This window comes from Desulfofundulus australicus DSM 11792 (assembly GCF_900129285.1).
In the GTDB taxonomy this organism is placed as follows: Bacteria; Bacillota; Desulfotomaculia; order Desulfotomaculales; family Desulfovirgulaceae; genus Desulfofundulus; species Desulfofundulus australicus.
In genome coordinates this window covers 1-12,365 of sequence record NZ_FQUW01000054.1, presented here as the reverse complement: position 1 = coordinate 12,365, position 12,365 = coordinate 1, and the positions used below count along the sequence as shown (strand labels likewise).

Genomic DNA, 12,365 nt, shown 5'->3' with positions numbered 1-12,365 from the left:
TTCCTTCTGGGTCATCACTTCGTCGCAAAATGGGCATTTGACTGGCTTTCTCATACCATCATGGTATCATATTTTCAGGGGTGGGGGAAACATGTGGGAGCGGCAAGCGAAGCAGGCAATGGCCAGGAACTTCCGGGCGGCAGGCATGTCACTCCGCGAGATAGCCAGCAGGTTGGACATGTCCCGCGAAACGATACGGCTATGGTTGCTTTCCGACACCGAACAGGTTTTTCGCGAGGACATCCAGGAAAAAGCGAAGGCCAGGCCAAAGGTTGTCGTCGGCAAAAAGCGGCCCAGGCAGCTTATCACCCTTTCCGGCCCCTGGTGGCGGGAGGCCCCTCCCGTGGTCCATGTCTGCATTATTAGCGGCAGGGTGTTGGTGAACAGGTGGCCCCTGGAATGACGCAGAGCGGTCCTAAGAGCGGGGTTTCTGGCCGGGCAAGTAACCATTGGCCCGGTTTTTTCGTGCCCTTGTAGGGCCTTCTACGGCCCTCCAGCGGCCTTTTTCCGGCCCGCCCCATTTCTGCCGGAACCAACCCAGGCTTTCGGGTGCAAAGTTTGCGAAGCAATGTTCGCACCAGCAGCCAGGGTGGAAACAGGAGGCATACCCTGACCGGTCACAGGTAAGTTTTAACTGCTGTTTCCCGGGACTGCTGTTCCCTACCCCTTTTTCTGCTACGCTGGCATAGCTGTTTTGTGCGAACAAGCCATACCGAAGACGGCGGGAGGCAAAAGGCCCGCCAGACCCGGACGAAATGCGGCCTCCAGGGGAAAAGGCCCTCTTTTGGGGCACTTCCTGGCAATGGTCCGGCAGGGTAATGCACACAGCCATGAAGAAGGTAACACGTACAGGAAAGGTTTTCAGGTTATGACGGGTATCACCGTAACGGTGGTCCCTGCCCGCCCCGGTGAAAAGGACCCTTCCTGCCCGGCCACATCCACCCCGGTAAAATGCCCCTCCAGGACGCAGCAGGACGGCGTAGAAGCGCATTTCGGAGGGTATTCCCGGCGGGTAAGTATAAAACCCTTTGCCAGCGACAAATACCCCTTAAAACCAAACGTAGCAATGGGGTGCGGGCACTAGTGTTAAACACTAGTGTCGCGAGGGAAAGGGAAAGGCCGGGACGTGCCCGGCCCGGTCTGGTTTTCCTCATGTGACTTTCCTCACCCTTGCCTTTGCATTGCTACTTCTTCACCCTCCTTACCCTTGTCCTCTCCGGCAATAGCTGCTTCACCGGGGAGGCTACGGCGTGTTGTTCAGCCAGGTCATTTTCCGTCAGTGCAAGATACCGCTTGGTCATAGTCAAGCCTGCATGGCCCAGCATCCTTTGCAGGGCGTAGACGTGGCCGCCGCCCCGCAGGAACATGATGGCGGAGGAATGGCGCAGGGAATACGGCGTCAATGGATACCCCACTTTCCGGGCGTATTTCCTCACCCTGGCCGACCAGGAGTTGACCAGCATTGGCTGCCCGTCCTGGTTGGCGAAAACGGGAACGGTATCATCCCAATCATCCGGCCTTACTTCCAGCAGCCTCCTGATGGCTTTTGCCGTGGTGAGGGAAAAGGTAAGCGTCCGGGAAACCCTGGTTTTGGCCTTTTCGCGGGAAACAGTAACCTGGCAGGCCCGCAGGTTGAAATCGGAGGGAACCAGCCTCAGTGCTTCCCCCGGCCTCAGACCGCAGTCCAGTTGAAGGAGAATCAAAGCATAATCGCGAATACCCGTATAGGTCTTTCTGTTGGGCAGGCCCAGGAGTTTTTCCAGTACGTCCGGTGGAATGTCCCTGGCCCTGCCCTCATCCTTTCTTTTGTGCAGCCCGGCGGTGGGATTGGCAGCCAGGATACCCTCAGATATGCACCAGTTGAAGAAAGCCCGCAGGTATTCCAGCGGCAGGTTATAGGTAGCCGGTGCTTTGTCCGCCAATCCCGCGAAATAGCGTCTAACGGCGGCCCGCAAGGCCTCGTAGTCACCCCAGGCGTCAGGGTAGGCCTGAAAGAACTTGCTTAACCTCACCCGGTAGTCTTTGATGGTGCGTTCTGCCTTGCCCTCCGCTTTCTTCTGGAACAGGAAATCATCAAGCACTTCCTCCCACGTCCGGCTTGCCTGCTTTTGCAGTTTGACCACCTTTGGCATGTTGCCCTTCCTCCCCTTTCCTGCCGAGACCGTTGTTGTTGGGAAGGGCATTTCAGGAATAACGGTCTCAATAAAAAAGGCCCTTTCCGGCGTTTCGGAAAAGGCCTGATTTTACTGATTGGAGGCGACACCCGGATTCGAACCGGGGAATAGCGGTTTTGCAGACCGCCGCCTTAGCCACTTGGCTATGTCGCCATAAAAAATGGAGCGGAAGACGGGATTCGAACCCGCGACCCTCGCCTTGGCAAGGCGATGCTCTACCACTGAGCCACTTCCGCATGCCTGGTGATATTATATATTATTTTTTTCGGTTTGTCCAGGTGGTGCCACGGGCCGGAATCGAACCAGCGACACGCGGATTTTCAGTCCGCTGCTCTACCAACTGAGCTACCGTGGCACATAAATTGGCGGAGCTGACGGGAGTCGAACCCGCGATCTCCGGCGTGACAGGCCGGCATGTTAGACCACTACACCACAGCTCCGCTTTGCTTGCTCCTTCGGGGTTGTTACCCCTTCCGCTGACAATCTTAAGTATACAAAAACTAAGCCCAAATGTCAATTGGTATTTTTAAATGTCGGGCAAAAAATTTTGCCCCACTCATTGCCACCGCTGTTACCAACCGGGAATTAAGGCGTCCACCCGGCAGCTACACCGGGGCAGGAGATTTCAGCTCCCCCGCCCGAAGCATAAAATGGCTTCCCGCACAATCTTGGCCGCCAGCAGGGACGTGCGCTCCCCGGGGTCGCAGGCGGGACACACCTCCACCAGGTCCATGCCCACCACCCGGCATCCCGCCAGCAGGTAGAGCGCCTGGAAGATCTCCCGGGGTGTGCATCCCCCCGGCTCCGGCGTACCCGTCCCCGGGGCAAAAGCAGGATCCAGAACATCAATATCCAGGGTTACGTAAAGCGGGCGACCCTCAAGCCGGCCGGTTACCCCGGCCAGGGCCGGCAGGATTTCCCCGGGGTAAAAGTGGGTGCTGCTCCGGCCGAAGGAAAACTCCTCCCGGGTTCCCGAACGGATGCCGAATTGAAAGACATTATCTCCCCCGACCACCTCCACCACCCGTCGCATGACCGTGGCATGGGAGAGCCTTTCCCCCAGATATTCCTCGCGGAGATCGGCGTGGGCATCAAAGTGCAGCACCGCCAGATCGGGGTAACGGCCGGCCGCGGCTTCCACCGCCGGCAGGGTTACCAGGTGCTCCCCCCCGAGCAAAAGGGGGAATTTGCCGTCGGCCAGGATGGAGGCTACCGCCGCATTAATCCGGCCCAGGCTTTCCCGGAGGTTGCCCGGGGGCAGGATAATATCCCCAGCATCGTAATAAGCATATTCCGACAGCTCCCGCTCCAGGACGGGGCTGTATTCCTCCAGCGCCACGCTCACCTGGCGGATCCAGGCCGGGGCAAAACGGGTCCCCGGACGAAAGCTAACGGTTAAATCCAGGGGAGCGCCCAGGATCACCAGCGAAGATCGCCCGTAATCACCGGCACTCCCCATGAATACACCGCCCTTTTCCAGCCCTTCTCCAAGCATAAACACACCCCGCCGCCTAATCCTGCTTCACCAGTTCAGCCACAAAGGGGGGCAGTTCAAAGGCCGCCCGGTGAATGGCCGGGCTGTAATACCTGGTGTTCAGGGCGGGTAATTCCTCCACCTTCACCTGCCGGGGATCAAACTTCTTGCTGCCCATGGTAAAGCTCCACAAACCGCCGGGATAGGTTGGTACGCAGGCCAAAAACAGCCTGGCAATGGGGAAAATGCTCCTCACATCCCGGAATACCCGGGCGATAATATCCTGGTTGAAAAATGGCGATTCCGTCTGGGCGACAAACAGCCCGTCCTCCGTCAGGGCATTATAAACGTCCTGATAAAAGGACCTGCTGAAAAGCCCCTCGGCGGGACCCACGGGATCGGTGGAATCCACAATGATCATATCGTAAGCATTGCGGTTTTCCCGCACATGCTTGATGCCGTCGTCTATTATAACCCTGACCCGGGGGTCGTCCAGGGCACAGCTAATTTCCGGAAGATATTCCCTGGCCGCGGCAATTACCCTTTCATCAATTTCCACCAGGACAGCCTGTTCCACCGAGGAATGCTTGATGATCTCCCGGATGGAACCCCCGTCCCCTCCGCCGATAACCAGAACCCGGCGCGGGTTGGGATGGGTATTTAAACCCACATGGGCGATCATTTCATGATAAACAAACTCATCCTTAATGGTGGTTTGAATGACATCATCCAGGGCCAGCAGGCGTCCAAATTGCACCGTGTCATAGACGGCCAGATGCTGAAAGGGCGTCTTTTCTTCATGCAGAACCCTTTTCACCCGGCAGCTCAGCTTCATATGATCGGTTTGCAGCTCGGTGAACCAGCAGTTCATGACCATACCCCCAGGAAAGATTAATACCACATGGGCACTGCCGCCAGGGCGCAGCCAATTTTCTCCACCCGGTGTTCGGCAGCCGCAATCTTCATGTCCACCAGTTTCATGCCCCGGGTAGCAAAGGCTTCCCGCAGCATAGCTTCAATCCGCGCTTCAGCTTCCTTCTGCGAGCACTTACCTGCAAACTCCATGATCACGCCGAAGGTGTCCTCGGAAAAGCCCACACCCACGGCCGCCGCAATTAATTCCCCCGGATTCTCGCTGACTATATACCCGTAAGCAGTGGGCACCAGGGAACCGGGAGGTATGGACAATTCAGGATCGTACTCCGCTCCGGGAGGAAGAATGCTGCTAACCCGGATCAGGTTGATGTTGCCAATCCGGCCGGCCAGGAGAGCGTTATCAAAGGCGGTTAATTCGCTGTTTCCCTCGGCACTGGCAGCAGTCAGAAAAAACTTCTTTGGGGTGGGTAACACGGCAAATTCCCCCTTTCTATGTTCTTATCCAAAAACAACAAGTTATATTATAACAAAAGACATGAAAAAATAAACTATTTTATTAACCAGAGCCCGTACCATAATATTCCTGGTATGAAAAATTCCTCCCCATAACATTCTAACCATCGAATGATGAAACCAGTAAATTGAGGGAGGTTAAAACATGGCTAAAACAGTGCTGGCAACTTTCTCATCACGGGAGTCCGCGGACAGGGCCGTTGCAGAACTGCGTTCACGGGGCTTTGACCGCGAGATTTCTGTGGTAGCCAAGGAGGATGTCGCACGCAACGAACAGCGTGCTGAAGCCGGGCCCACCATGGGCGGTGACCCGGTGGCCGACGGTACCGCCACCGGAGGAGTGCTGGGCGGCCTGGCCGGCCTGATTGCCGGGGCCGGTGCCCTGGCCATCCCGGGCATTGGACCCATTGTAGCCGCCGGCCCCATCGCGGGACTGCTCTCCGGCGCCGCCACCGGCGGCATTGCCGGGGGACTGATCGACTGGGGTATCCCGGCGGAACGGGGACGTTATTACGAGGAAAAGGTCAAGCAGGGCAACATCCTGGTTTCCGTCCGCTGCGATGATAACAAGGCCAATGATGCCGCCACGGTACTGCGCCAGTTTGGCGGCCAGGACGTCGAGACCCACTAAAAGCCGGGGCAGGGGGTTCATCCCTCTGCCTCTTCTTTTACCTGCTCATAAATCCTTTTGTAAATAAGGGCGTCTTCCACCTGGCGATCGGCGGACTCGCAAATAATGGTGGGCGTGAGCTTTCTTTCCACGATTAGCCGGGCCAGGAACCTGAAATCGGGGCCAAAACCCCCGTCTAAAAGGGTGCGGTGTCTCCGTTCCCCCGCCCCGGTAAACTCAATGGGACTGAAGTGAATGTGCAGCTTCCGAACGGCCTCCTTACCCAGCCGGCTCTCTATCCTGTCCAGAACGATAGCAAAATCCTCCATCGATTTCAACGCCCCCCGGCCGGCCGCGTGGAGGTGAGCGAAGTCCACCGCCGGCACCACCCGGGGATCGAGGGTGCAAAACTCCAGCACCTCATCCAGGCTGCCCAGCTGCGCCGGTTTTCCCGCCGTTTCCGGGGCCACGCGGATCTCCCCCAGCCCCATATCTTCCGCCAGCGCCAAAACCTCCAGTAGAAGTTTTTTGGCCCGGGCCATGGCAGCAGCCCGCTCTTTTCCACCTCCCGTACCGGGGTGAAAGACCACCGGCGAGGCTCCCATCCACATGGCCGCCTGCATGGCCCTGAGCAGGTGCATTTTGGTTTTCTCCTTTAAAACCGGGTCATCGGTTCCCAGGGTAATGTAATAAGGGGCATGAATGCTTAAAGAAACCCCGTTTTCCCGGGCCTGCTCACCCAGCTTCCTGGCCGTAGCCTCCCCGATATGCACTCCCCGCACACACTGGTACTCATAGGCATTCAGGCCCTGACCCCGCAACCAGGCGGGCATGTCCAGGGAGCTTTTATAACCCTGCGCGTGAAAGGACGGTGGGTTTCCCGCCGGCCCGAAACGTATCCCCATCACCCTACTCCCTTCCTTTTAGTAGAGCTATATTTAGTAGAGCTATATGAAGTGGCAATTCCTTCGACAATAATAACCCTTTTCCTGCTAAAAGGATAGGGGTAAAAGAAAAGTTTGTCAATCTTATATGGAAGGTTATTACATATTTATAACGTATTATACATTACTGGTTAAATATATCAGAAGCAGGCTGAGGAGGACCTTCTCATGCGCAAACGGATCATTTTCCTGTTAACCCTTGGTATCTGCCTGTGGATCTTTTACATTAAATGGCTGGTACCGGTGGTGCCCACATCCTGGCTCCTGCAGAAGCAGGAATTTCCGGTATATCTGCTGGAGTCGCCCGCCCGCACCCTGGACCCGGCGCGGGCGGATGACCCTTCTTCCGCCCGCGTGCTGGCAAATATCTACGAGGGGCTGGTCCGGCTCAGGACGGGTACGGAAGTGGAACCATGCCTGGCCGTGCGGTGGGAAGCTTCCCCCGACGGACGGCAGTGGACCTTTTACCTGCGGTCCGATGTGACCTTTCATGATGGTACACCCTTTAACGCCGCAGCGGTAAAAATTAATGTCGAAAGGATGCTCCAACAGCAGGAACGTTATACTTATGCCGCCTTTACCTACGGCATGGTCCAATCCGTGGAAATTATAGATCCCCTGACCGTGCGGTTTAACTTAAAATACCCCTACGCCCCTTTTCTCTATAACCTGGCCATGCCCGTAGCCGCCCCCATGGTCAGCCCCCGGGCCCTCCAGCAATATAAAGAAGAGTTCTGGAAACACCCGGCGGGAACGGGACCCTTTATTATCCAGCAGTGGAAGGACGGTGAAGTCGTCCTGGCGGCCAACTCCAATTACTGGGGGGTCAAACCCTCCATACCGGGAGTGATCTTCCGCTCCGTCCCCGACCCGGCAAAAAGGGCGGAACTCCTCCTGGCCGGGAAAGCCCAGATCAGCGAGGGTATTCCCCCTCAGGAGGTGGCAAACTTAAAGAACAGGGGCTTCCGGGTGATCGAAACCCCCGGGCTGGACATCAGCTACCTGGGTTTCTACACCGATAAGGGGCTGTTCCGCGACGCGGCACTGCGGCGGGCAGCCCGGCAGGCCTGCAACCCCTATGAACTGGCAGAACAACTTTTCCCCGGCCGGGTGCTGGTAGCCAGAGGCCCCCTGCCCCCCGGAACCCTGGGTTACGAGCAGACGCCTGAACCGGTATCACCGGATCCCGGGAAGGCCCGGCAGGAACTGCTGGCTGCCGGTTACACCCCGGGAGTGCAAATTACGCTCCTGGCTTATAACTCCACCCGCCCCTATAACCCGGCGGGAGGGGAAAGGCTGGCCCGGGCCCTGGCCGGGCAGCTGGAAAAAGCGGGTTTTTCCTGCTCCGTCAAGGTTTACCCCTGGGACGAGTTTAAAAAAGCCATCTACCGCCAGGAAGGGGATGCCTTTATCTATGGCTGGACAAGCGATAACGGCGACCCGGACAACTTCCTGTTCACCCTTTTCTCGTCCACCCAGATTTCCGGCGGCCTGAATGCCACCCACTACCACAACCTCAAAGTAGATACCCTGCTGGCCAGCGCCCAGCAGACCACCGATAACACCCTCCGGACCCGGATTTACCAGGAGGTTTTAAAGTATCTCCAGGAAGATGCACCTGTGGTTTTCCTCCATCACAGCCTGCACACCGTAGCCGCGGCCGGGAATATTCAGGGTCTGATTATCCGCCCCCAGGGCATACCATTCCTGGGCAACGTTCAATTGAAGCAAAATGAAAAATAAATTAAAAATACCTATATATACCAGTAATAAGTCTGGAATTTTTCACCCATACTATGGCTGAGTACAATAATTCGAGGGGGAGTGTTTGTGCACCAGATCTTTCAAATGCAGCAGCAAATTCAAAGATTAAGGGATGAAGCAAGTTCCATCAGCCAGCTGTGCAACCAGATCCAGCAGCAGCAATTGCAGCGCTTAACCTTTATTGCCGGTCAAATGCAGCAGGATTTGAACAGCCTCAGCAGTATGGCCCAGCAAATCAGTTCCACCATCCAGGCCCAGGGAGGGTATACCGCGCAGTACGGGCAGGCCGGTTTTGGCGGTTACACCCAGGGCTATCAAACTTTCACCGGCCAGTACGGCCAGGGCACCCAGTTCAACACCGGACGTTACGGAACCGCCGGTGGCTATAACATCACCCAGTACGCAACCCAGCCCGCTACCTATGGAAACGTCTCCGGCTATGCCATGCAGGGTACCGCCGGCCAGTTTGGCGGCTACCAGACCGGCCAGCAGTACGGCACCGCGGGGCAGTACGGCTGGGCCCAGCAGGGCCAGATGGGTTACCAGGGCGGCGGGTTCCAGGGCAGCATCTATGAACAGGGCAACTACCAGCCCAATTACACCGGCGTTTTATCGAACAACTAAAACCGGCAGCATCTACTTAACGGGGCCTTTCACAGGCCCCGTTAAATTTATGTTTTTTACAACAAAAGCGGGTTCTTTTAGACATCTTCTACCCCTTAACAAATTTACCTTAATTTGTATAATGAGTATAAGAACTGTTTTTGGGGGGGAATCCAGTGAAGGTCTTACGGGATGGAGCATCATACAGTCACCGGGAAGTGGTGGACTTGCTGGTGGAGTTTTCAGCCTTTAAAGACCGTGTAGAAAAAAAATTTAAAGAACTGGCCCGGGAGCTGGACGGAAAAAACAATGAACACGAATTATGGGTTAACCTTTATCTCATTTCCACGGACTATGCAGAAGAACAATTTAACAAAAAACAGAAGCAGGAAGCCATGCAAAAGGTATCTTAAATTTAATACAATCCCTACCCTCGACGGGTAGGGTCTTGTTTTTAGAATTCCCCGCCCGGGGAATAATAAACCCGGAGGTGTGAAAATGTCCAGGGAAGAAAGAAAAAGAAACCCTTCCACCTGGTGGGCCATCCCCCTGGGTCTGTTCATGGGCGCGGGCTGGTTATCCCTGGCGGCTTATTTTGTTTACAGTTACATCCAGCCCAGGGAATAGCAGAGGTCTTACATGCTAAGAATATGGCGGGCAATGCAGAAATTCAGCACAACCACTTTAATAGCCGCGGTAGAAAGCAAACCCCTTGTAAGAAGGACGCTTTCATGGTATAATCCTTATTGCCATGGGGGCATAGCTCAGCTGGGAGAGCGCTAGAATCGCACTCTAGAGGTCGGGGGTTCGAGTCCCCTTGCCTCCACCAGGAAAATCAAGGCCTCCGGGGTTTGGGAAAGGTTCCCGGAGGCCAATTTTACGACAATCTTACGACAATGGGATTTCCATTTACCCGTCTATCCGGCGGGTTGTTTTTTTACCTTCAGGACACCGTTGATTTTTTCAGCCGCTTCCTGCTGCAGTTCATCTGCTATGTGTGCGTAGAAATTAGCCGTCACGTTGAAGTTACTATGCCCCAGCCTGCCCTGAATGGTTTTCAGGTTCACGCCCAGCCGTAAAAGCTCCGTGGCATGGGTATGCCGCAATGAGTGAAAGGACACGTGCCGGATTCCGGCCTTTTTCAGCAGGTTGTCGAAATGCCGGGTAAAGTTCCGGGGCTCCAGCCGCCGCCCGTTGGCCTGACAGAACACTAGGCCTGAATCCTCGTAGGCATTCCCGAGTAGCAGTTTTTCCTCGTTCTGGCGGGCCTTGTGGGCCTTCAGCTCCCGCAGGACTTCTGCCGGCAGGGTTACCGTCCTCACTCCGGCATCAGTTTTTGGCTCGTGAAAAACCGGGCCTCCCTTCGCCCGCACCAGTTGCCGCCTGACGGTGATTACTCCCCGCTTAAGGTCCACGTCCTCCCACTTCAGCCCCAGCAGTTCTCCCCTCCGCAGGCCTGTTCCCAGCTCGGTAAGCATGGCAACATAGTACCGGCTTTCGCGGGCCACCTGCAGGAATCGCTGGATTTCCTCCGTGGTGAGGTATTGAATCTCTTTTTTTCCCTGCTTTGGCGGGTTCGTGGCTTCGGCCACGTTCCGGGAAACCAGCCCCTCCTTGACGGCCTGCTTCAGGGCCGCGCTCAGGAGAAAGTGCAGGTAACGCACCGCCCTGGTGGACAGGCCGCCCTCTTTGCCGTCAGCCCGGCCGCCTTCCAGCTTCGCATTGTAGAACGCCTGCAAATCCCCCGGCATCAGCTTCTGAATGGGTTTATCGCCCAGGGCAGGCTTAATGTGGACACGGATGTAGGTTTCATAGTTCTGGTATGTGGTGTCGCGAACAGACGGCCTGACGTAGACTTCTAACCACCTGTCCAGCCATTCCCCCAGGGTCACCCTGGCCGGTTCCACGAAAGCACCGGTGTTCTTCTCGTGGGCCACCTTCGCCAGCCAGTCCTGGGCCTCCTTGCGGGTCTGGAAGTATTTCGTCACCCGCTTCAGCCTGCCCGTGGCCGGGTCAAAGCCAATGCTTGCCTTAGCCTCCCAGCGCCCGTCCTTACGCTTGTAGATTGTCCCTTCACCGTGCCCGCGCTTGCCCGCCATATTCTACACCTCCATAATTGCCCTCCAAGGCCGGGGTATTTTCTCCTGAAGGTGATTTACCTGCCCGCCCGCTTCGATGGCTTCCAGGGCCTTCTGAAGAGGCTCCGCTATGTCCGGCCTGGCCTTGTACCTCTCCACCAGCCGCCGCACCGCCCGGATTGCTACCTGCTTCCTCCAGTCCGGTGTTGGCTCCAGGGCCTCCGGCGGGGCCAGCTCCCTTAACTGCCGTATCAGTTTGGCCTTCTCGTCTGCCGTCAGCACCCAGCCGCGCCCAAATCCGTTCAGCATCTCTTGTTCCAGCCGCCGTTCGGCTTCCTCCAGGGTTTTGCCCAAATAAACGTTCAGGGGCTTTACCTTTCCTTTTTCCCAGTAGCTGTGCCGAAAATAGGCATAACGCCGCTTGCTGTTGGGTTTTGTTTTCTCCCAAACCACCCGCATAACATACACCCCTTTGAGGTCTATGTTATACCAATAGCAGGTATTAGTCAAGGACGGCGCACCCGAAAGCCAGGGTTGGTTCCGGCGGAAATGGGGCGGGCCGGGAAAGGGCCGCTGGAAGGCCGTAGAAGGCCCTATAAGGCCATGAAAAAACCGGGCATGTATGATTTTCTTACCCGGCTACCATCCCGTCTTCCAGGGGCGTTTTGCAAGCCTGGAGGCTATTCCAACGGCCAGCGGAAGGCCAGTATCTGCCCGGTGATGATATCCACCCGCACCACGGCAGGGGCCTCCCGCCACCAGGGGCCGGAAAGGGTGATAAGCTGCCTGGGCTTCTTTTTGCCAACGGCGGTCTTTGGCCGGCATTTCGCTTTTTCCCTTGCTTCCTCACGAAACACTTTAGCGGCATCCATGCACCATAGCCGCGCCGTTTGGTGGGACACACCAAGCTCATCGGCTATCCGGCGGAAGGACCAGCCTGCCCGCCTTAGACGAACAGCCATTGCCACTTTTGCTTGCCGTTCCTCGCGCACGTCAAACCCTCCCATGGTATACTGAAGGCATGGAGAGGAAAGTTTTGTGCCCGCTCTGCGGGGAAACAATGGCTCAACAAAAGCTGCGGGGGGACACCTTCTGGGAGTGCCCCGGGTGTTCCTGCGAAGTGTGGCCGTATGACCCTGCCGTAGAAAAAGAGGTCCGGAAGTTGATGGCTCCTTCTGGCGGCAAAAAGAAGAAGGGTTCTGGCGGCCGGAGGAAGTCCAGGTTTAAATCAAAAAAGCCTGGGGAAAAATTTATCCCCTGGTATCGGCGGTAACCAGGGGACGTTGACTTTGGTTACCGCCTGGTGTTTTTACGTGCCGAACAGGATTT

The 12,365-nt window shown here is 56.4% G+C and carries 15 protein-coding genes and 5 tRNA genes; 7 read left to right on the top strand and 13 right to left on the bottom strand.

Features of this window, described 5'->3' with window-relative positions:
- Positions 1-91 precede the first annotated feature (91 nt).
- On the top strand, positions 92-403 hold the full coding sequence (locus BUB44_RS14330; RefSeq protein WP_073167550.1) for a type I phosphoribosyltransferase: 312 nt from the start codon (positions 92-94) through the stop codon (positions 401-403).
- Between the two features lie 458 nt (positions 404-861).
- On the opposite strand, the gene BUB44_RS15240 is transcribed toward BUB44_RS14330, so the two are convergent.
- The 9 genes from BUB44_RS15240 to BUB44_RS14285 form a co-directional block, all read right to left on the bottom strand.
- Positions 862-1,041: a hypothetical protein gene (locus BUB44_RS15240; protein WP_131821644.1), complete on the bottom strand. Its 180-nt coding sequence runs from the start codon at positions 1,039-1,041 to the stop codon at positions 862-864.
- A 143-nt stretch (positions 1,042-1,184) separates the two neighbouring features.
- Positions 1,185-2,132 carry a site-specific integrase gene (locus BUB44_RS14320; RefSeq protein ID WP_073167545.1) on the bottom strand — a complete coding sequence of 316 codons (948 nt, stop codon included), beginning with the start codon at positions 2,130-2,132 and terminating at the stop codon, positions 1,185-1,187.
- Between the two features lie 119 nt (positions 2,133-2,251).
- Positions 2,252-2,327: transfer RNA gene (locus BUB44_RS14315), tRNA-Cys, on the bottom strand.
- A gap of 8 nt (positions 2,328-2,335) precedes the next feature.
- Positions 2,336-2,410, bottom strand: a tRNA-Gly gene (locus tag BUB44_RS14310).
- A 43-nt stretch (positions 2,411-2,453) separates the two neighbouring features.
- Positions 2,454-2,529: transfer RNA gene (locus BUB44_RS14305), tRNA-Phe, on the bottom strand.
- An 8-nt stretch (positions 2,530-2,537) separates the two neighbouring features.
- Positions 2,538-2,614, bottom strand: a tRNA-Asp gene (locus BUB44_RS14300).
- 185 nt (positions 2,615-2,799) lie between these two features.
- Entirely contained in the window at positions 2,800-3,669 is an 870-nt protein-coding gene (gene speB / locus BUB44_RS14295) for an agmatinase (protein ID WP_114362198.1), read from the bottom strand.
- A 16-nt stretch (positions 3,670-3,685) separates the two neighbouring features.
- A complete protein-coding gene (gene speE / locus BUB44_RS14290; protein WP_073167541.1) occupies positions 3,686-4,519 on the bottom strand; it encodes a polyamine aminopropyltransferase in 834 nt (277 codons plus the stop codon).
- Positions 4,520-4,539: 20 nt separating this feature from the next.
- Positions 4,540-4,998, bottom strand: a complete 459-nt coding sequence (locus BUB44_RS14285; protein ID WP_027356141.1) for a pyruvoyl-dependent arginine decarboxylase — start codon at positions 4,996-4,998, stop codon at positions 4,540-4,542.
- A 184-nt stretch (positions 4,999-5,182) separates the two neighbouring features.
- Here BUB44_RS14285 and BUB44_RS14280 point away from each other — a divergent pair, with 184 nt between their 5' ends.
- Entirely contained in the window at positions 5,183-5,668 is a 486-nt protein-coding gene (locus BUB44_RS14280) for a hypothetical protein (protein WP_027356142.1), read from the top strand.
- Between the two features lie 17 nt (positions 5,669-5,685).
- Here BUB44_RS14280 and BUB44_RS14275 read toward each other — a convergent pair whose 3' ends face one another.
- Entirely contained in the window at positions 5,686-6,552 is an 867-nt protein-coding gene (locus BUB44_RS14275; RefSeq protein WP_073167538.1) for a TIM barrel protein, read from the bottom strand.
- Positions 6,553-6,759: 207 nt separating this feature from the next.
- On the opposite strand from BUB44_RS14275, the gene BUB44_RS14270 reads away from it, so the two are divergent.
- The 5 genes from BUB44_RS14270 to BUB44_RS14255 all read left to right on the top strand — a co-directional run bounded on the left by BUB44_RS14270 (position 6,760) and on the right by BUB44_RS14255 (position 9,787).
- The gene (locus BUB44_RS14270) at positions 6,760-8,334 is read left to right on the top strand and encodes an ABC transporter substrate-binding protein (RefSeq protein ID WP_073167537.1); all 1,575 of its coding nucleotides are present in this window, start codon (positions 6,760-6,762) and stop codon (positions 8,332-8,334) included.
- An 87-nt stretch (positions 8,335-8,421) separates the two neighbouring features.
- On the top strand, positions 8,422-8,979 hold the full coding sequence (locus tag BUB44_RS14265) for a hypothetical protein (RefSeq protein ID WP_073167534.1): 558 nt from the start codon (positions 8,422-8,424) through the stop codon (positions 8,977-8,979).
- A 155-nt stretch (positions 8,980-9,134) separates the two neighbouring features.
- Positions 9,135-9,371: a hypothetical protein gene (locus tag BUB44_RS14260; protein ID WP_027356146.1), complete on the top strand. Its 237-nt coding sequence runs from the start codon at positions 9,135-9,137 to the stop codon at positions 9,369-9,371.
- Between the two features lie 85 nt (positions 9,372-9,456).
- A complete protein-coding gene (locus BUB44_RS16030; protein ID WP_278244209.1) occupies positions 9,457-9,585 on the top strand; it encodes a hypothetical protein in 129 nt (42 codons plus the stop codon).
- Between the two features lie 126 nt (positions 9,586-9,711).
- Positions 9,712-9,787: transfer RNA gene (locus BUB44_RS14255), tRNA-Ala, on the top strand.
- Positions 9,788-9,875: 88 nt separating this feature from the next.
- Here the strand turns inward: BUB44_RS14255 and BUB44_RS14250 are convergent.
- The 3 genes from BUB44_RS14250 to BUB44_RS14240 all read right to left on the bottom strand — a co-directional run bounded on the left by BUB44_RS14250 (position 9,876) and on the right by BUB44_RS14240 (position 12,028).
- Complete coding sequence (locus tag BUB44_RS14250; RefSeq protein WP_073167531.1) at positions 9,876-11,057, bottom strand: tyrosine-type recombinase/integrase; 1,182 nt, start codon at positions 11,055-11,057, stop codon at positions 9,876-9,878.
- Positions 11,058-11,060: 3 nt separating this feature from the next.
- Positions 11,061-11,495: a hypothetical protein gene (locus BUB44_RS14245; RefSeq protein ID WP_073167529.1), complete on the bottom strand. Its 435-nt coding sequence runs from the start codon at positions 11,493-11,495 to the stop codon at positions 11,061-11,063.
- Between the two features lie 221 nt (positions 11,496-11,716).
- On the bottom strand, positions 11,717-12,028 hold the full coding sequence (locus tag BUB44_RS14240) for a helix-turn-helix domain-containing protein (protein ID WP_073167526.1): 312 nt from the start codon (positions 12,026-12,028) through the stop codon (positions 11,717-11,719).
- Positions 12,029-12,365 lie beyond the last annotated feature (337 nt).

Coding starts and splice junctions, on each gene's coding strand:
- BUB44_RS14330 (WP_073167550.1), top strand. CDS start 92: ATGTGGGAGCGGCAAGCGAAGCAGGCAATGGCCAGGAACTTCCGGGCG.
- BUB44_RS14320 (WP_073167545.1), bottom strand. CDS start 2,132: ATGCCAAAGGTGGTCAAACTGCAAAAGCAGGCAAGCCGGACGTGGGAG.
- speB (WP_114362198.1), bottom strand. CDS start 3,669: ATGCTTGGAGAAGGGCTGGAAAAGGGCGGTGTATTCATGGGGAGTGCC.
- speE (WP_073167541.1), bottom strand. CDS start 4,519: ATGAACTGCTGGTTCACCGAGCTGCAAACCGATCATATGAAGCTGAGC.
- BUB44_RS14280 (WP_027356142.1), top strand. CDS start 5,183: ATGGCTAAAACAGTGCTGGCAACTTTCTCATCACGGGAGTCCGCGGAC.
- BUB44_RS14275 (WP_073167538.1), bottom strand. CDS start 6,552: ATGGGGATACGTTTCGGGCCGGCGGGAAACCCACCGTCCTTTCACGCG.
- BUB44_RS14270 (WP_073167537.1), top strand. CDS start 6,760: ATGCGCAAACGGATCATTTTCCTGTTAACCCTTGGTATCTGCCTGTGG.
- BUB44_RS16030 (WP_278244209.1), top strand. CDS start 9,457: ATGTCCAGGGAAGAAAGAAAAAGAAACCCTTCCACCTGGTGGGCCATC.
- BUB44_RS14250 (WP_073167531.1), bottom strand. CDS start 11,057: ATGGCGGGCAAGCGCGGGCACGGTGAAGGGACAATCTACAAGCGTAAG.
- BUB44_RS14245 (WP_073167529.1), bottom strand. CDS start 11,495: ATGCGGGTGGTTTGGGAGAAAACAAAACCCAACAGCAAGCGGCGTTAT.